This window comes from Protofrankia symbiont of Coriaria ruscifolia, from assembly GCF_900634745.1.
Lineage (GTDB): Bacteria > Actinomycetota > Actinomycetes > Frankiales > Frankiaceae > Protofrankia > Protofrankia californiensis.
Genome location: NZ_CAAAFR010000173.1, coordinates 1 through 17,496 on the forward strand (window position 1 = coordinate 1; position 17,496 = coordinate 17,496).

The 17,496-nt window shown below is 68.2% G+C and carries 16 protein-coding genes; 8 read left to right on the forward strand and 8 right to left on the reverse strand.

Annotation, left to right across the window (positions count from 1 at the left end):
- Positions 1-70: 70 nt before the first annotated feature.
- A complete protein-coding gene (locus CV1CTNOD_RS18870) occupies positions 71-2,557 on the reverse strand; it encodes a sensor domain-containing protein (RefSeq protein WP_165485626.1) in 2,487 nt (828 codons plus the stop codon).
- Positions 2,558-2,901: 344 nt separating this feature from the next.
- Here CV1CTNOD_RS18870 and CV1CTNOD_RS18875 point away from each other — a divergent pair, with 344 nt between their 5' ends.
- Together CV1CTNOD_RS18875 and CV1CTNOD_RS18880 are read left to right on the forward strand one after the other, a co-directional pair.
- Entirely contained in the window at positions 2,902-3,723 is an 822-nt protein-coding gene (locus CV1CTNOD_RS18875) for a DUF5995 family protein (RefSeq protein ID WP_278043941.1), read from the forward strand.
- A 107-nt stretch (positions 3,724-3,830) separates the two neighbouring features.
- A complete protein-coding gene (locus tag CV1CTNOD_RS18880) occupies positions 3,831-4,334 on the forward strand; it encodes a hypothetical protein (protein ID WP_165485625.1) in 504 nt (167 codons plus the stop codon).
- Here the strand turns inward: CV1CTNOD_RS18880 and CV1CTNOD_RS18885 are convergent.
- The 3 genes from CV1CTNOD_RS18885 to moaA are packed head-to-tail and all read right to left on the reverse strand — an operon-like array spanning position 4,331 to position 6,221.
- On the reverse strand, positions 4,331-4,582 hold the full coding sequence (locus tag CV1CTNOD_RS18885) for a DUF6457 domain-containing protein (protein ID WP_131787350.1): 252 nt from the start codon (positions 4,580-4,582) through the stop codon (positions 4,331-4,333). The two genes, CV1CTNOD_RS18880 and CV1CTNOD_RS18885, sit on opposite strands and share 4 nt — an antisense overlap.
- The gene (gene mobA, locus CV1CTNOD_RS18890) at positions 4,579-5,238 is read right to left on the reverse strand and encodes a molybdenum cofactor guanylyltransferase (protein WP_131787351.1); all 660 of its coding nucleotides are present in this window, start codon (positions 5,236-5,238) and stop codon (positions 4,579-4,581) included. Before mobA ends, CV1CTNOD_RS18885 begins: the two co-directional genes overlap by 4 nt.
- Positions 5,235-6,221, reverse strand: coding sequence for a GTP 3',8-cyclase MoaA (gene moaA / locus CV1CTNOD_RS18895; RefSeq protein ID WP_131787390.1), 987 nt, complete (start codon positions 6,219-6,221; stop codon positions 5,235-5,237). Before moaA ends, mobA begins: the two co-directional genes overlap by 4 nt.
- Before the next feature lie 266 nt (positions 6,222-6,487).
- Here moaA and ppgK point away from each other — a divergent pair, with 266 nt between their 5' ends.
- The 4 genes from ppgK to CV1CTNOD_RS18915 all read left to right on the forward strand — a co-directional run bounded on the left by ppgK (position 6,488) and on the right by CV1CTNOD_RS18915 (position 10,621).
- Entirely contained in the window at positions 6,488-7,303 is an 816-nt protein-coding gene (gene ppgK / locus CV1CTNOD_RS18900) for a polyphosphate--glucose phosphotransferase (RefSeq protein WP_131787352.1), read from the forward strand.
- A gap of 213 nt (positions 7,304-7,516) precedes the next feature.
- A complete protein-coding gene (gene sepH, locus CV1CTNOD_RS18905) occupies positions 7,517-8,845 on the forward strand; it encodes a septation protein SepH (RefSeq protein WP_131787353.1) in 1,329 nt (442 codons plus the stop codon).
- Positions 8,846-9,013: 168 nt separating this feature from the next.
- Entirely contained in the window at positions 9,014-9,217 is a 204-nt protein-coding gene (locus tag CV1CTNOD_RS18910; protein ID WP_131768226.1) for a DUF7455 domain-containing protein, read from the forward strand.
- Between the two features lie 420 nt (positions 9,218-9,637).
- Positions 9,638-10,621 carry a YihY/virulence factor BrkB family protein gene (locus CV1CTNOD_RS18915; protein ID WP_242606824.1) on the forward strand — a complete coding sequence of 328 codons (984 nt, stop codon included), beginning with the start codon at positions 9,638-9,640 and terminating at the stop codon, positions 10,619-10,621.
- A 13-nt stretch (positions 10,622-10,634) separates the two neighbouring features.
- Here CV1CTNOD_RS18915 and CV1CTNOD_RS18920 read toward each other — a convergent pair whose 3' ends face one another.
- Positions 10,635-11,771, reverse strand: a complete 1,137-nt coding sequence (locus tag CV1CTNOD_RS18920; protein ID WP_347402961.1) for an LCP family protein — start codon at positions 11,769-11,771, stop codon at positions 10,635-10,637.
- Positions 11,772-12,155: 384 nt separating this feature from the next.
- Positions 12,156-13,271, reverse strand: a complete 1,116-nt coding sequence (locus CV1CTNOD_RS18925) for a CaiB/BaiF CoA transferase family protein (RefSeq protein WP_131787355.1) — start codon at positions 13,269-13,271, stop codon at positions 12,156-12,158.
- A gap of 270 nt (positions 13,272-13,541) precedes the next feature.
- Between CV1CTNOD_RS18925 and CV1CTNOD_RS18930 the strand changes: the two genes are divergently transcribed.
- Positions 13,542-14,963, forward strand: coding sequence for an aminopeptidase P family protein (locus tag CV1CTNOD_RS18930; RefSeq protein WP_131787392.1), 1,422 nt, complete (start codon positions 13,542-13,544; stop codon positions 14,961-14,963).
- 257 nt (positions 14,964-15,220) lie between these two features.
- On the opposite strand, the gene CV1CTNOD_RS18935 is transcribed toward CV1CTNOD_RS18930, so the two are convergent.
- Positions 15,221-15,562, reverse strand: a complete 342-nt coding sequence (locus CV1CTNOD_RS18935; protein ID WP_013874753.1) for a histone-like nucleoid-structuring protein Lsr2 — start codon at positions 15,560-15,562, stop codon at positions 15,221-15,223.
- A gap of 538 nt (positions 15,563-16,100) precedes the next feature.
- Here CV1CTNOD_RS18935 and CV1CTNOD_RS18940 point away from each other — a divergent pair.
- Positions 16,101-16,436, forward strand: coding sequence for a hypothetical protein (locus CV1CTNOD_RS18940; protein WP_242606825.1), 336 nt, complete (start codon positions 16,101-16,103; stop codon positions 16,434-16,436).
- Here the strand turns inward: CV1CTNOD_RS18940 and CV1CTNOD_RS18945 are convergent.
- On the reverse strand, positions 16,433-17,257 hold the full coding sequence (locus tag CV1CTNOD_RS18945) for an ABC transporter ATP-binding protein (RefSeq protein WP_131787357.1): 825 nt from the start codon (positions 17,255-17,257) through the stop codon (positions 16,433-16,435). The genes CV1CTNOD_RS18940 and CV1CTNOD_RS18945 overlap by 4 nt on opposite strands.
- Between the last annotated feature and the right edge of the window lie 239 nt (positions 17,258-17,496).

Sequence of the window (17,496 nt, forward strand, 5' to 3'; positions counted from 1 at the left end):
CCCTTGACCCCCTGACCCCTTGAACCCCTCCTCGAACCTCAGTGGCCCCCAGACCCGGTCTCCCGACCCGCTAGGCCACAAGATCCGCGGGCGGCACCGGGTAGCCGAGGTAGAAACCCTGCCCCTCGTCACAACCGAGGTCACGCAGCAAGCTACAGACTTCGCTCGACTCGATGCCTTCGGCAACCACTCGAAGATCGAGATTGTGGGCAAGATCGATGATCGACCGGACGATCGAGAAGTCCTTTGTGCGGTGCGCCACATTGACCACGAACGATTTGTCAATCTTGAGATCGTGGACGGGAAGGTCCCGTAGGTAGGCCAGGGACGAGTATCCCGTCCCGAAGTCGTCCACGGAGATCCGGATTCCCTCACCGCGTAACTCGGTGATGACGTTCATCGCGTTGCGCGTGTTCAGCATGACCGCACTCTCGGTGAGCTCGAGTTCGAGAGCCTGGGGCGGCATGCCAGTCCGGTCCAGCTCCGCCCGCACGGTCGAGATCAGTTCCGCGTCGTGCAGCATCCGGGCCGAGACGTTCACCGCGACCGGCAGCAGCCTTCCCGCGTCCCACCATGATCGCGCCTGGTCGAGGGCGAGCATGAGCACCCGGCGGGTCAGCGGCTTGACCAGGTTGCTCTGCTCGGCAAAGGGGACGAAGCGGCCCGGCTCGACCAGCCCGTGGGCGGGGTGCTGCCAGCGGACCAACGCCTCGACCGCCGTGGTCCGGCCGGTACGCAGGTCCACCTTGGGTTGATAGTGCAGGACGAGCTGACCGCCCGCGATCGCCGAACGCAGCCCACCGAGCAGCTCGAGACGCTCCCGACGGTTCTGGTCGGTCTCAGGGGCGTAGACGGCGACGCCGAGCGACAGCTGCTTCGCCCGGTACATGGCCACGTCCGCGCACCGCACCAGCGTCCCGGGATCGCGCCCGTCACCGGGAGCGACCGTGATCCCGATGCTGCCGTCCACGTGCAGTGGCAGGGAGCCGACGTCGATGCGCTCGGCCAGCACCGCCCGGACGGAGTTCGCGACCGCCAGCGCGTCAGCGACACCCCCTGGCGTCGACGGAAGCAGGATCGCGAACTCGTCCCCGCCGAGGCGGGCGATCGTGTCGGTATGCCGCGTGGCATGTCCCAGCCGCGCTGCGACCTCGCGCAGCACGTCGTCGCCCACGCTGTGACCCAACGTATCGTTGATCTCCTTGAACCGGTCGAGATCCATGAGCAGCAAAGCGAGCTGGCCGTCTTCGGCCTGGACCTCCCGCAGCGCCTGGGAGATCCTGTCATGCAGGAGAACCCGGTTGGCCAGGCCGGTCAGCGGGTCGTGCAGGGCCTGGTGCCGGACTTCCCGCTCGGCGCCGTGGCGTTCGATCGCCGCCGCCAGGACGTTGGCGACCGACTGGACGAAATCCGCCTCGTCCGCGGCGAACTCCCGTGGATGCGTCGTGTACGCCACCAACACCCCGAAGCTTCGACCGGGCGCTCCGATGCGGGCGGCGACACCGCCGGCCGCATCGGTGCCGCCGGAGGCCGTGGACGCACCCCGCAACAGCACGCCCAAGGGCGTCGCGCTGTGGTCGACGACCACCGGGCTGTCCGCGGCCAGGGCCGCAGCGATGATCGAATCATCCTGCGCGGCGGGTTCCAGCACCTCGCAGTGCGGCAGGCTCAGGGTGTCGCGCACCACCTGAGTGGCCTCCCGCAGGAGGCTGGAGATCGTCGTCCCGTACAGTGCGCGCTGACCGAGCTGGGCGACAGCAGCCTGTCGCCGTTCGGCCTGTCGCAGGTCCGTCACGTCCTGCAGCACCATGGCCAGCAGCTCCTCGGACCCACCGAGGTTGGGGATCACCGAGACCCGCAACGCCCGCTCCCGCGCATACCCGGCGGCAGTCGCGGGACCAGCGGCAGCCGGCGGCAAAGTACCCACAGGCCGGGCGAGGAGGCTCAGATCGGCGTGTTGCGGCCGCTCGGTCCTGATCGCCGTCGCGACCAGCCCCCACTCGCCCTCCAGCGCAACCCCCTCACCGTGCGGCCTGAGCAGTCCGGCCAGCCGCTCCAACGGCTCACCGAGCCGCAGATGATCATCGATCAGACGGTCCACGACCGGCGACGCGCGGCGGACTCCGAAGGCACGGTCGAAGAACAGGATGCCCACCGGAAGATCGTCGGCTGGGGCGCTGTCGGAGACGAGCTCCAGCAACGCCGTGTGCTCGCCGACCGTCTCGGCGTCGATGTGACCGCGGGTCACATCGACGATCGTCCCCAGGTTGCCCGTGACCTGGCCGTCCGGCCCGCGCAGCAGGTTGGCGCGAATCTCGACGCGGCGGTAGGACCCACCGCGGGTCCGATAGCGCGTCACGTGGTGACAGTGGTCGGCGCCGCCGGCCACCACAGCCATGAACAGCGCCACCGTGCGTTCGCGTTCCTCCGGGTGCACGTAGTCGAGGAAGTGCTTGCCCAGGCAGGATGCGACGTCGAAGCCCGTCACCGTCGTCCACGCGGGGTTGAGGTAGGTCCAGCGGCCCTGGGCATCGGTCCGGAAGACGATCTCGGTCAAGCTGCCGAGAATGTCCTGAGCGGTACTGTCCGCCGTGGCCGGAAGGCCCGCTGTGGTCGAAGGGCCGGCGCGCTCCCCGGGGCCGGCGGGGTTTCGGCCTGCCGGACCGTCCTCGACCAGGCCATGGCGAGCGGATTCACCACCAGCACCCTGACAACGCCGAGAACCGCACAGCGTAGCCACCTCACTCGAAGTGTGACCATTGAGGGACATAGCGCAGCAGTATCGCGACTCGCTGCCGGATTGTAAATACTTCAAGTAGCCACAAGGCTACTATGAGACTCATGAGCCGGCTACGCACCGCAGTCATGATATCTCTGACGGCGGGCCTGCTGATCACTGCTATGCCCGCCTGGGCCGCGACGCCGGCCGTCCGCGACGGAGCACAGCAGGCAGAACGGGTGTTTCCATCACCCTGCACAACCGGTTCGGCAACGTGCACAGACGAAACGTTGAACACAATGCGTAACCGACTCCGGCCGCTGGAAGACCACTGCGATCCCAGGGCGCTCTTCGCCCTCGTCTACCTGCGCACGACCGAGGCGTTCCGCGACGCGGCCGCGACACCGGGCTACTTCGCCGACCCTGCCTGGGTCCACGCCGAGGCCGCGCGGTTCGCCGAGTACTACTTCCGGGCGTTCGACGGGTGGTCCACCGGCGGGCAGGCCGGCGTGCCACCGGTGTGGCGGACAGCCTTTGCGGCAGCCTCGACGCCCGCGGTCCCCCCCGCCGGTGACCTGATACTCGGCATGCACGCGCACATCACCCGTGACCTTCCGTTCGTCCTTGCCGACATGGGCCTGGTCGGCCCCGACGGAAGCAGCCACAAGGGCGACCACGACCGGATCAACGAGATCCTGGCAGGGGTGACGGTCTCCCTGCTCGCGCAGGCAAGGACTCCACTGGGCTCGCTGCCCGACGAGGTGGCGGCCTTGCTCGGGCTCGATCGCGAAGGTCTCATACCGACGCTGGTCGCCGCTCGGGAGAACGCCTGGCAGGACGCCGAGCGCCTGGCCTCCGCCCGCAACAACCGGGAGCGCGCGATGATCGCATGGACGATCGAGGCCCATGCTGACGCCGGCGCCCAGGGTCTCCGGTCATTGTTCGCCGACGCGCCGACACCGGCGTCCGCTTCCGCCCCACCCTGCTCTGCTTACGGCCGGTAGAGGAATGGGTTCGTCGAGGCCGGGCTTTGGCTGGTTCGTCCGAGAGAGGCACACTCGAGCCCGTGGCGCACTACCGACATGGTCGAAAGGTTCCGGCGCTGCCACCCGTGCAACGCCACACGATCGGAGCATTCACGATCGTGATCGTGTTCGCTCTCGTGGCGCTGACCGCATGGCGACCGGCGATCTTCGCGCTGCCGGGGTTCGTGGTGATCGCCGGGCTTGGCGGGCTGGACCAGGCGATCGTCACGACGCGGGCCCGGTCACAGGCACGGGCAGGAGCCGAGCCCCTCGGCTTCCCAGCGGCACGCGAGGGCTTCCCAGCGGCACGCGAAAAACATGATCATTCTGCCTTGGATCCTGGCCACGCCTTCGGCCCCAGCGGCGTCGACCCCGACGCTGCCACGACTGCGCTGCCACGCCTGCCGCCGCCTGACCCACCGGTGGGCAAACCGGGCCGCGGGGCGAACCGTGGCCCGGCGCCGGCCGCGGACGACGTGCTGCCCCTGTCCGCCCCGGGTGGTCTGGGGCTGGACGACCCACTCACCATGCAGACGATGGTCATCGACATGCGAGCGCTGCTGGAGGACAACCCGGCCTGGATGCGTTAGCCATCAGTGCGTGTGCGGGCCGCGACAAGAGCGAGCACCTTTTCGGTGGCCAGCCGGACCGCCTGCGGATCACCGCCGTTGCATCCTGCCGCGAGGCCGACGAGGAAGGCGGTCAGGGGAGCCGCGGGCCGCGCGATGGTGTGCGCCACGTCACGAGCGAGATCCAGAACGCCGTGGACGTCAAGGAGTGCCGGGTCGAGGTCGAGCGCACCGGCCGCGTCGACCACCCAGTCGTCAAGAGGACTCATCCGGCCATCCTGGCCCAGCGCCGCGCCTGTTCGACGTCCGACGGCTCGTCACAGTCCAGGGTGGTACGCGCGTCAGCGGACAGCATCCGCACCCGCAGGTCGGTCAGGACCGACCTCAGCGGGACGCCGGAGGTGACCGCTGGTAGCCGCGCCAGCAGCGCCGACGTCCGCCACACACCGGTCAGGTACTGCCGGCGACCCGCCGGGTCGACCAGCATGGCACCCTGCACGGCATCGTTGTCGACACTGTCGACGTTGTCGACGGCCCGGCCGCCGGGCGCGGGATGGGAACCGTCATGATCGCATCCGCCGGCGGCCCGCACGAGCGCGCCGAGGGTCTCCGCCGTCACGAACGGAAGATCGGCGGCAAGCACGGCCACCAACGGTGCGCCTACCAGCTCCAGGCCGGCGGCCAGGGCTGCGACCGGTCCCCCGCCAGGCGGTTGCTCGCGTGTCCAGACGATGCGGCGCGCCACCGCGACAGGACGTCGGGGTCCGACCACGACCACGCCACGGGCATCATCCACTGCGGCCAGGACGCGTTCGAGCAGGGTCTGATTACCGATGGTAACCGCCGGTTTGTCCACCCCGCCAAGCCTTCGGGCCGAGCCGCCGGCAAGCACCAGCGCGTCCCAGCTCATCCATGGATCGCTCATCCACCGATCGCCGACATCGGCCGCGCCGGCTGGACGAACGCCGGACCGTCGATGCCGTGCCCGGCCCGCTTGCCACGGACCGCCCGCGCCCACAACGCCGCCAACTGTGCGTCGTCGGCCCCGGCTCGCATAGGGGTACGCAGGTCGGTTTCCTCCCGAGCGAACAGGCAGGACCGGACCTGCCCGTCAGCGGTGAGCCGGACCCGGTCACAGGCTGCGCAGAAGGGGGCGGTCACTGAGCCGATCACCCCTACCGTGCCCCACCCGCCGTCGACGGTGAACAGCTCGGCGGGTGCGCTGCCCCGACCAGGCAGCAGCGACAGGGTGAATTCACTGCGCAGCCTGGCGAGGATCTCCGCCCCGGTGACCATGGCACCCCGGTCCCAGGAGTGCTGGGGGTCAAGCGGCATCTGCTCGATGAAGCGCAGAAAGTAGCCCCGTTGCAGGCACCACCGCAGCAGGGAGGCTGCCTCGTCGTCGTTGACGCCGCGGACGAGCACCGCGTTGACCTTCACCGGTGCCATCCCAGTGGCGGCCGCGGCGGCCAGCCCCGCCTGCGCGTCACCGAGCCGATCCCGATGTGTGAGCGCTAAATAACGATCGTTTCGCAATGTGTCAAGGGAGACGTTCACCCGGTCCAGACCCGCCGCGCGCAACGCCGGGGCCATGCGGACGAGTGAGGTGCCATTGGTCGTCATTGACAGCTGGGGGCGGGGCCGCAGATCTGCCAGGCGAGCGACGATGTCGACCAGACGCGGCCGCACTGTCGGCTCACCGCCGGTCAGTCTGACCTCGTTGACACCCAGCCGGGTCACCGCGATCCGCACCAACCGGACGACCTCGTCATCGGTCAGGATCTCCTCCCGCGGCAACCACGCCAGACCTTCGGCAGGCATGCAGTAGGAACACCGTAAGTTGCAGCGGTCGGTCAGTGAAACCCGAAGATCCGTGGCTACCCGACCGAGGGAATCGCGCAAGCTCATCATCGCCACAGCTTAGGTCGGGTGGCAGCTTAGGCCGGGTGGCCCGGAAAGATCGTCCTCGATCCCGCCTCCGGCGGGCGCCCGCGACCGGATGCCCCCGAATATCGGTGTCACACTCGGATGGGCCGGCGACGTGTGCTGATCTATGGTGGAGTGGGCACGGGGTTGGCAGGGCGGTCCCGACGGTACGGTGCGCACCGCGCATGGCAGGTACCGCGTCTGGGCATATCGGCGTCGGCCGGTGGTAACAGGAGGACACAGGCGAAATGCAGGTCTTCGGTGTCGACATCGGCGGTACCGGTATCAAGGGTGCACCCGTCGACATCGACGAGGGAACGCTCGCCGCACCCCGCTTCCGGCTACCAACGCCACAACCGGCGCAACCGGCGGCCATAACCAAGACCGTCGCGGAAGTCGTGGCGCACTTCGGCTGGACGGGTCCGGTCGGGGCTGCTTTTCCCGCCGTCATCAAGGGCGGTGTGGCCAGGACCGCGGCCAACATCGACCCGAGCTGGGTGGGCACCGACGTCGCGGCGACGCTCGGATCGGTACTGCCGGGCGGCGTTGCCGTGATCAACGACGCCGATGCCGCGGGCGTCGCCGAGATGGCCTTCGGAGCCGGTCGGGACGTCGGCGGTGTCGTCGTCATGACGACTTTCGGCACCGGTATCGGCACGGCGGTGTTTCTTCACGGACAGCTCGTTCCCAACACCGAACTCGGTCATCTGGAGATCGGCGGTCACGACGCGGAGACGAAGGCGTCCGAGGCGGCCCGCGAACGCGAAGATCTTTCCTGGGAGAAGTGGGCGAAGCGCGTCACCCGCTATCTGAGTGCGCTCGAGGCGCTGCTGTGGCCGGACCTTATTATCATCGGCGGCGGCGCCAGCCGCAAAGCTGATCGTTTTCTCGATCGTCTCGAGGTAGGCACGAAGATCGTGCCAGCGCAGCTGCAGAACGAGGCCGGAATCGTCGGCGCGGCCCTGTTCGCCGGGGCCAGCGATCAGACCCGCCCGAAAGTGACGACACGATCCCCTCGCCGGCGTCCGCCCGCCACCCGCCCCCCCGGGGGCCGGCGCCCCTAAAAGTAATGTTAATGTCACTCACCGTAAAAAAAGTGGATGCTGTCGCCATGCCGGCAACTCCGACAGAGCGTGTCGACTCGGCAAGGTGAGACACCGCGGGTGCGCCGATGGCAAGGTGTGGTTGTAGGCATGAACGGCGGGTTCGATAGCCCGAGTACCTATCGTCACCGAACGCGCTGTGGCAGACTCGGACCACGCCGATGAGGAGGCGCCATGCGTGAGCTGCGGGCGGTCGCGCTCAGCGAGGACGGCGGCTACCTCGTACTCGCCGATACCGCTGGCGGACCCGACGCGGAGAAGTTCCGAGTGCCGGTCGACGACCGGCTTCGGGCCACGTTGCGCGGCGCACGACGCAACGAGGTGCGCCAGGAAAGCGCGCTGACCCCCCGGGAGATCCAGGCCCGCCTCCGGGCCGGCGAGACCACCGCGGAAGTCGCGCGGGTCGCCGGCATCCCGGTCGAACGGGTGGAACGCTACGAGGGCCCGGTGTTGGCCGAACGGGCCCGGGTGGTGCAGGAGGCGCGGGCCGCACTGCTGCCGAAGGACCCCGGCGGCGCACCCGGTCGCCCCCTCGGCGAGGTCGTGGACGCGCGGCTGCTGGCCGTGCAGGACGACCCGGAGAGCGCGCAGTGGGACGCCTGGCGCCGGGTGGACGGGATCTGGCTGGTGCAGCTCACCTCGGAGAGCCGGTGCGCGCGCTGGACCTGGGACCCGGTGGTACGCCGCGTCCGTCCGCATGACGACGCGGCCCGGGCGCTGGTGGCTCCGGAGGCGCCGATCGAACCCACCGCCTCGCAGCCACCCCCGCAACCGGTCTTCGCGCGTCCCGCCGGCCCCGCGCTGACTCTCGTGCAGGAGCCTGCCACCGTGCACGAGATGCAGGTCCCCTCCGATGCCACGAGCGCCCCGCTGTCGGCGTCACTGCCCACGGTGGCGGCCGCACCGCCGCCCACCCCGATCCAGCCGGCCGCGGCCCGGGGGCGGACACACGGGCTGCCACGGCCGGCAGCCCGCAGCGAAGCGCCGGTCATCCGCCCACCGGCTCCGGCAGCCCCGTTGACCAGGACAGCCGAGCCACAGAACCCAGTGCCCGTCGCGCCTGTCGCCTCCGTCACGGTCGAGGTGGTCGGCGCGCGCGACGCCCGGCCGATTCAGGACGTGCCAGTCATCGGGGTGGACACCCCGGCTCCGACGGTGTCCGGATCGATCGCGCCGGAACCGGTACCGGCTGGTCCGGCACCGGCCGGTGCCGAGCGACCGGCCGCACCCGCGCCGCGGGCGTCCGCCGTATCCGGTTCACATCCGCAGGCCACGGCGGCTCCCGAGCCGGCGACGGGTGTTGACGACGGCATCGACGCCGCCGACATCACCGACATCACCGACGCCGCTGACGCAGCCGACACGGCCGCACGGGCATCGACGGCACCCCGCGGGCGTGCAGGTGCCGCCGGCCGGACACCAGAACGCGGCTCCGGCGGCCGCAAGAACCGCAAACCCGTGCCCGCCTGGGACGACATCGTCTTTGGTGCACGCCGTCCGTGACCGACGGTGACAGCCCTGTCTGCGCCTGTTTCTCCCAGTCAGCTGGCAGCCGGCATGATCGGGCATCCGACGACGGCCCTTCGCCACAACTCCCACCAACTCGGCCCTGAGGGAACCGTCACACTGCCGGGGCGGAACCAAATCCCGACGAAGACTGTTGAAGATGGTGTGACTGGAACCACTACCAAACCGACGCTGACCAACCTCGACCGGTGCGACCGGTGCGGCGCGCAGGCGTATGTGCGGGTCGTGCTTCCCGGTGGCGGCGAACTGCTGTTCTGCCGACACCACGCCAAGTCCCACGACTCGAAGCTGCGGGCCGTGGCCGCTGAGTATCATGACGAAACCGACAAACTGACCATCTCCCCCTGACCGACTGCTGCTCGGCGACAAACACACGCCCGGCGAACCCCCCGCGGACACGATGAAGCGTTGTCAGCGGGGGCGTTTTGACGTAGTCCGGAGGCATGGAACGTCGACCGGCGACATGCCTCCGCTATCTGTTCCAATACGGTCGGTAACATTGATGGCAGTCGACAGGGTCAGTTCAGGGTCAACCGACGACCACCGAAGATGCTCCAGACCCGAGGCCGTACCGTGGGTCCCGTGTGGTTGGCGAACAGGTTGCTGTCCGCGGTGCTACAGGCACCTGGTTCTGCGTCCGATACGTCGCGGTCACCTGATCTGACTCACCCTGCTGCCGCTCCGTTACCGAGCCTTGCACCATCGCCAGTCCGGATTCCAGCAACCCGGACTTCGACGGCAGTGACCGCCTCGCTCAGACGGGTGTCGATGCGTGCTTTCACTCTCGCCCGCCGGACCGCCGCTGGCGCGTGGCGCGACCGCGTGCTCGGCCTCGCGGCCGAAGCCGGCTTCTGGCAGTTGCTGTCACTGCCTCCCTTACTACTGGCGATCCTCGGCACGATCGGCTACGTCGGGGACGCCGTCGGCGCGGACGCCGTCGACAACATCCGCCAGAGCCTGCTGAACACCGCCGACGACCTGCTGACGCCCTCGGTCGTCGACGACGTGGTTCGCCCGACGATCAACGAGATCCTGACCCACGGACGTCCGGACGTGATCTCGATCGGCTTCCTGCTGTCACTGTGGACCGGGTCGTCGGCCATGGCAACCTACGTCAACACCATCACGATCGCCTACGGACAGCGGCAGCTGCGATCAGCTGTACGCAGTCGGCTACTGGCGCTACGACTCTACATAGCTCAGGTGACCAGCGGGGTGATCCTGCTGCCCGCGCTCGTCCTCGGACCGAGCCTGATCTCCGAGCTGCTGGACGCCGATCGCCACCATCTCGTCGGCTGGCTGCTGAAGGTCCTGTTCTGGCCGGTGGTCGCCGCCCTCTCCCTGGCGATGCTGACCTCGCTGTACCACCTGTCGTTGCCGTCCCGGCGCCCGTGGCTGCGGGCGCTGCCCGGTGCGCTGCTGGCCATGGTGGTCTGGAACGTGGGCAGCTACCTGCTGCGGCTCTATCTGGAGATGGTCTTCGGCAACGAGCTGATCTACGGCTCGGTGGCGGCGCCTGTGGCCGCACTGCTGTTCTTCTACATCACGGCCCTGGCCGTACTGCTCGGCGCCGAACTGAACGCCTCCATCGACGAGCAGAACGAGCGCACCCAGCCGCCCGTGGACGACGTCCTGCCATCCCCCACCCACACCGCCCTGCCATTCCCGCGCTCCCGCCGGTGGCGACGGCTTGGAAAACGGCCTCGGCAACGGCCTCAGGAGCCGGCAGGTACACCGAAGATCCAGCAGTAGGTAGGCCAAAGGCTCAGTAGGTACACGATCCCCCGGTGGCACCGGCCGCGGCCGTGGTCACCGCGGGAGCCCCGGCGGGAGTCCCAGCCGCAGCCGTGGCGGCCACCAGGGTGATGGCCGGCCCACCGGGCAGGAGCACGGCAGCATCCACGGGCACGGCACCCAAGGGCATGGCGCTCGCGGACGGTCGCGGGCCGGAGAGGCCGGCCAGGAAGGCCGCCAGCTTGTTCGGGTCGATGAGAAGCACGGACTGGCCGCCGGCCTGACCGGGCGACGCCGGGACGGTCTCGAACCGGACGCCTCCGGTGCCGACACCGCGCAGCCGGACAGCAAGCGGCTGCAGGTCGGTCAGGGAGGTGCCGGTGTCGACGGTGACCGACGACGTGGCCGCGTCCAGCAAGGACCCCAACCTGACCGGGTTGGTCACCGTTGCGGTGGAGGTCGCCGCTCGGAAGATCACTCCGATGAACTGTTGCTGACGCCGGATCCGGTCGAGGTCACCTTCGGGCAGGCCGTACCGCTGGCGGACGAAGGCCAGCGCCTGCTCGCCGTTGAGCCTGTTGTCACCCACGTGGCCGTGCCACCCCGACATCTTGTCGTTGAGGTTGCTCGTGCTCCCACCGGGCAGCGGTTTCACGCACACGGTCACCCCGCCGAGAGCGTCGGTCATCCGCTGGAAGCCGACGAAGTCGATCTGCAGGTAGTGGTCGACACGAATCTTTGTCAGACCCTCGATGGTCCGCACCAGCAGGGACGGTCCACCCAGTGCGAACGCGGCGTTGAGCTTCGACTTCTGCGCGGCGTGACCGCGGCCGGTGGAATCGGTGTAGGCGGGGATCGTCACCCACAGGTCCCGTGGGAACGAGGCGAGCGTGGTGGAGCCGTCCGCGTCCAGGTGAGCGAGGATCGTGGTGTCCGATCGCTGGCCCTCGACCTCACCGAACTCCCCGGACGTGCCGGCGCGGCTGTCCGAGCCCACGAGAAGAATGTTACGGGTGCCGCCGCCGGCCCCACCCGGTCGCCGGTCGGTGGTGGGAAAGGTTAACGGAACACGGCTGACCTTGTTGTCGTAGTAGCGCAGGGTCAACCACCCACCATTAGACACGGTCAGCACGAGGACGGACACCAGCGCCGCCACCCCGGTGACCATGCGGCGCCGGGTGGATCGTCGTGGCCGTAACGGGTCGGGCTGCGGGTCAGGAGACGGCCCCTGCGGCTGATGCCATCCGGGGACCCCGTCCGGGGGCCACTGTCTGCCAGCTCGCCCGGGCGCGTCCGGAGGCCAACCCGTACCAGGCGGCCGTCCGGGCCCGTCCGGAGACCACCCCCTGTCAGGTCGCCCAGGCCCGTCCGGAGGCCACGTCATGACCACGTCCCCTCGTCCACCGCAGCGCCACGGCACCAGAACGCGACCGAACCTTGCAGACCCGCTGACACCGGTCGCCATCCCTGTCGACGTCCGGTAGCCACCGGAATGTTCCCGGCCCCGGGTGTCGTCCCCAGGACGCCTGTGATCGTCGCTGACACCGTCGGATCAGCCGAACTCTGCTCGGATCGCGGGGCCGTCCGCGTCGAGTTCCGGTTCGGGCGGCCGCTGGGAGGTCTGCGGCCAGTCCGCCATCTTCACCGGATTCCCGGGCAGGGGAAGGCCACCGGCATCGACCACCATGTCACGGAAAGCAGCCTGGTCAGAGGAGACCGCCTCAGCCACGTTGTTGATGGGACCACAGGGTATGCCCGCCTCCTGCAGCACCTTCAGCCAATGCGCAGCCGGCCGGGTGCGAAGGGTCTTCTCCGCTTCCCGTTTGAACGCGTCCCGGCCTTCCAGCCGGGCACTGTTGGTGACGAACCGTGGATCCACGCTGAGATCCGGGCGATCCAAGGCATGACACAACCCGGCAAAGAGGCCGTCGTTCGCGGCACAGATCACAATGTTGCGATCCGCGCAGGCGAACGTGTCGAACGGCGCGATCGAGTAATGTGCGTTACCAATGCGCGGCGGGGTGTCGCCGGTCGCCAGATAGGACAACGCCGCGCCTTCGAGCAACGACAGTGTGGCGTCGAACATGGCGATGTCGATATGGGTACCGCGGCCGGTGGTCGTCCGTCCGTACAATGCGGCCCCGATCGCGCCGAAAGCATACAGACCGGCAGCAAGATCCGCGATCGGGACGCCGGGCTTCACCGGTTCGCCGTCCGGCGAACCGGTGATCGACATAATCCCGGTGGCCGCCTGCACGACCGCGTCGTAGGCGGGTCGGTTTCGCCACGGACCGGTCTGCCCGAAGCCCGAGACGCTCACATAAACCAACCGAGGATTACGTTGTGACAACGTGTCCCAGCCGAGACCCAGCCGGTCCATCACGCCGGGACGGAAGTTCTCCACGAGCACGTCGGCACGGTCGATGATGGAAAGTAACGTCGCGTGATCGTCCGGATCCTTCAGATCGAGCGCGATCGACTGTTTGCCGCGGTTCACCCGCGCGAAGTACAGCGACCGGTCGTCCAGGAACGGGCCGTAGGAGCGGGAGTCATCCCCGTGCCTGGGACGCTCCACCTTGATGACCCTCGCCCCGAGATCGGCAAGCATCAGTGTGGACAACGGCCCGGCCAATACCCGGGTGAGATCGACAACAAGAAGACCATCCATAGGACCCGGTGACGTAGGCACTCCTGGGACGCTACCCGCCACGGAGCGCCGCGGCCTACCGTTGGAACCATGAGTACGCACCCGGGCGGATCTCCGCCTTCTCCCGACAGATCCGAACGGCCAACCGTCGCAGATAGTCAAACCGCGATCCACACCGGTGAGACCGTTCCCGAGCGCGCCCCGGTCGTCATGTCGTCCACCACGCAGTCGGCTTCGGGTGAAGGACAGGCCAGCCACGACCAGCAGCCACCGTCCGCCTTCCGTCGATTCATGGCCACCGGATGGGCTCCCACCGCCGCGATGACGCCGGCCTGTGACGATGTGGCGCAGTACGCGGCCAAGCGGCGCGCGCTACTGAGCTCACGATTCCCGGCCGAGACGCTGGTGGTGCCCAGCGGCGGACTCAAGGTGCGAGCAAATGACACCGATTACCCGTTCCGGCCGGGAAGCGATTTTTTCTGGCTGACCGGTTGTCACGAGCCGGACGCCGTGGTGATTCTTCATCCGAACCCCGGTGGCGACCACGACGCCGTCCTGTATGTCGCCGACCGCTCGGACCGTTCCACCCCGGCCTTCTACACCGACCGGCGCTACGGCGAACTGTGGGTGGGACCGCGTGCAGGGGTGCGGGAGAGATCGACGGCTCTCGAGATCGAGTGCCGCCCGCTCGGCGCGCTCACCGACGCACTGGCCCGGCTGTCACCGGCGACGACCCGGGTGGTACGCGGCCAGGACGAGCGGGTGGACCGCCAGGTCCTGCGTTACGTCCCGGGCGAGCGACAGACGTCCACGCCCACCACGGTCGACCGGGACGTGGAACTGGCCCAGGCCCTCTCCGAGCTGCGGCTGGTCAAGGACGACTACGAAACGGCCATGCTGGAGGAGGCGGTCGCCGCGACCGTCCTGGGCTTTTCCGAGTGCGTGCGTGAGATGAGCCACGCAATGACACTGCCCAACGGCGAACGGTGGCTGGAAGGTACGTTCTGGCGCCGCGCCCGGGTCGAGGGCAACGACGTCGGGTACGGCTCCATCGTCGCCTGTGGCCACCACGCCACGACTTTGCACTGGGTTCGTGACGACGGGCCGGTACGGCCCGGCGACCTCGCGCTGCTCGACATGGGCGTGGAGTCCCGCTCGCTTTACACCGCCGACATCACACGCACGCTTCCCGTGGACGGACATTTCAGCGACGTGCAGCGTCAGGTGTACGACGTGGTCCATGCGGCTCAGCAGGCCGGAATCGAAACGGTGCGACCGGGCGCAAAGTTCCTCGATCCGCACCGGGCGGCAATGCGGGTGATAACTGAGGCGCTGCACGACTGGGGACTGCTTCCGGTGAGCGTTGAGGAGTCCCTCGCGGAAGACCCCGAAGCACCGAACGCGGGCCTGCATCGCAGGTATACCCTGCACTCCACGTCACACATGTTGGGTCTCGACGTCCACGACTGCGCCCACGCCCGCGACGAAGCTTACCGCGACGGCCCACTCACGGCGGGGATGGTGCTGACGGTTGAGCCGGGACTGTACTTCCAGCCCGACGACATTACGGTGCCTCCGGAGCTGCGTGGGATCGGGGTGCGGATTGAGGACGATATTCTCGTCACCACCCAGGGCCACCGCAACCTGTCAGCGGCACTTCCCCGGGCCCGGCCCGGGGTGGAAAACTGGATGGCCCGACAGCTGAGCAACTGAGTCACGACATGACCTGGGCGACAGGTTGCGGGTCCGCAACCTGTCGCCCAGAAAACAGCACTGCCACATGCCCCAAATTGGCCGCAAGTGGCACCAACCAGAGGATCGGCCTCTTCGTGCCGGTACCACCGTACGACTGAACCCCCGCTCCATGGTCCACCGCTCGGTCGCAACAGGTCCCGCGGGCCTGCGACCACGCGAAAACAGTCGTGATCGCGTGGGATTCGGGCAACTGGACGAATGCGACCGAGAGCCACTCAGTGAGCCTTGTCGTACGCCTCAACGATGTTGGAGGCGATACGACCACGGTCACTGACGGTGTAACCGTTGGCTCGCGCCCACTCACGAATGTCGGCGGTACGGTCGGTGCCCCCGGTACGACGAGAAGCACCACGCTGCCCGCGGCGGGCGGCAGTTGCCCGGCCACCAGACCGACGCGCCGCCCCAACGAACGGAGCCAACGACTCACGCAGCTTGGTGGCGTTCTTCTCGGACAGATCGATCTCGTACGAAGCACCGTCCAGTCCGAACCGAACAGTCTCATCAGCCTCGTGTCCATCGAGATCGTCAATCAACGACACGATGGTCTTCTGCGCCATGCCACTCTCCTTCAGGTCAACGAACCGCGGAACTCTTCGAGACTAGTATTACCACGTCATCAGGAAGAACTGTAACGGCTGGTTCGGACACGCGCGACTGCCATCGCCTGCGACATGCCGTCCACCGCGTCATCGACACCACACAACACCCCTCAGGTAGACGTGAGTCACGTCTAGCCAAAGCGTCGGAGGCCACTGTCAGGATAAATTTTGATCATGAGTTGTCGCCGAATCACGACTTCCGATCCGAAACGCCGGTGGTCTGCGCAGACAAGGACGTCACGGTCCGGACGGCGGCAGTGAGCACCACGCAACGCCATCAAGGATCCCGCGATCGCGAATCTCATACACCACTATGGGCCGCGGATGCGCTCATCCGATTCACGGTCTGGTAGTAGAGCGAGGAGCCACGGTGGATGAGCGGACATGGATCGTCGATGCGGCAAATGTGATAGGGGCACGTCCGGACGGATGGTGGCGCGATCGCGCAGCCGCTGCCTTACGCCTCCACAAGCGCTTGTCCAAGATGTGCTCGGGCGTGTCCGCGTCGCGGACCGCGGACCGGGGCGACCTGCCCGCTCAGGTGGTCCTGGTGCTCGAAGGCGCGGCCCGGGCGGGAATTGTCGCGGGCCCGGACCCCGACACCCACACCGGCCCACGCACCGGCCCACGCACCGGCAGGCTCGTTGTCGTCCACGCCCCCGGATCGGGCGACGACGCGGTCGTCGAGGCGGCCATCGAGGCTGTCCGGCGGCAGCGTGGTGCTGTTCTCGTCATCACCGCCGACCGCGAGCTTCGTGGCCGTGTCCACGCCGTGGGCGCGGCCACAGCGGGGCCGGGGTGGCTGTGGGCTCTCCTCGACAACAACGGTTAGACGGACGGCGTGGTACGCCCTCGATGCTGGAAGACTGGCATCAGGCGCGCGGAGAACCGACCGGCGCCGGCACCGACCTCAAGGGGAATGCCGAAACACGCCGACAGCGACGGACCGGTCAGGACCGTCTCGACGGGCCCGGCCACAACCACACGACCGGCACGCAGGAGCAGCGCATGGGTCACACCCGGCGGGATTTCCTCCACATGGTGGCTGACCATGACGGTCACCGGCGACAGTGGATCCGCGACCAGTCGGGTCAGACGCGCCAGCAGGGCCTCACGGGCCCCCAGATCGAGCCCGGCCGCCGGTTCGTCCATCAGCAGTAGCTCGGGGTCGGTCATCAGCGCACGCGCGATCTGGACGCGTTTGCGCTCGCCTTCGGACAAAGTGCCGTATCGCCGCTCGACGAGATTCCGGCACCCGACCTGCGTGAGAAGATCGTAGGCCCGCCGCAGGTCGTCATCGGAATATTTTTCACCGGCCCGCCCGACCACAGCCCACGCGGCCGTCATGACCACGTCGAGGACGCGTTCGGCGACGGGAAGGAGGTCCGCCACCACCGAACTCACCAGGCCAACCCGACTACGGACGTCGAACACGTCAACCTCGCCGAGTCGACCACCGAGCAGGTCGACCGTTCCTCGAGTCGGGAAAACCCGACTCGCCGCGACCTGGAGCAAGGTTGTCTTCCCGGCGCCGTTCGGCCCGAGAATGACCCAGCGTTCACCGTCGGCAACAGTCCAGTGGATGTCGGAAAGGAGCGTCGCGCCGTCCCGCACAACAGTTACCGCGTCCAGGCGCAACACCACGTCTGTCACGGGCCTCACGTTACGCGCCCTGTCCCGACACGGAGCTGACCGGGATGGTGTGTCCATCGGGAGGTGACCGACTTCTCAGAACGTCCACGGATGGTACTGCGCCTTCGGCGTGCGGGCAGCACGCGCGGCTGCCTTCCGGGTGTCCTTCGCCTGGACCGCGCAGTGGAATTCCTGCGCATTCTGCCGCGAGGACGAGGGTTTGCCGCTGTGCGGCCGGTCGCGACGCGGACCGGCCCGGT

Coding starts and splice junctions, on each gene's coding strand:
- CV1CTNOD_RS18915 (WP_242606824.1), top strand. CDS start 9,638: ATGCGTGCTTTCACTCTCGCCCGCCGGACCGCCGCTGGCGCGTGGCGC.
- ppgK (WP_131787352.1), top strand. CDS start 6,488: ATGCAGGTCTTCGGTGTCGACATCGGCGGTACCGGTATCAAGGGTGCA.
- CV1CTNOD_RS18925 (WP_131787355.1), bottom strand. CDS start 13,271: ATGGATGGTCTTCTTGTTGTCGATCTCACCCGGGTATTGGCCGGGCCG.
- moaA (WP_131787390.1), bottom strand. CDS start 6,221: ATGAGCTTGCGCGATTCCCTCGGTCGGGTAGCCACGGATCTTCGGGTT.
- CV1CTNOD_RS18875 (WP_278043941.1), top strand. CDS start 2,902: ATGCCCGCCTGGGCCGCGACGCCGGCCGTCCGCGACGGAGCACAGCAG.
- sepH (WP_131787353.1), top strand. CDS start 7,517: ATGCGTGAGCTGCGGGCGGTCGCGCTCAGCGAGGACGGCGGCTACCTC.
- CV1CTNOD_RS18920 (WP_347402961.1), bottom strand. CDS start 11,771: ATGGTCACCGGGGTGGCGGCGCTGGTGTCCGTCCTCGTGCTGACCGTG.
- CV1CTNOD_RS18930 (WP_131787392.1), top strand. CDS start 13,542: ATGGCCACCGGATGGGCTCCCACCGCCGCGATGACGCCGGCCTGTGAC.
- CV1CTNOD_RS18885 (WP_131787350.1), bottom strand. CDS start 4,582: ATGAGTCCTCTTGACGACTGGGTGGTCGACGCGGCCGGTGCGCTCGAC.
- mobA (WP_131787351.1), bottom strand. CDS start 5,238: ATGAGCGATCCATGGATGAGCTGGGACGCGCTGGTGCTTGCCGGCGGC.
- CV1CTNOD_RS18935 (WP_013874753.1), bottom strand. CDS start 15,562: ATGGCGCAGAAGACCATCGTGTCGTTGATTGACGATCTCGATGGACAC.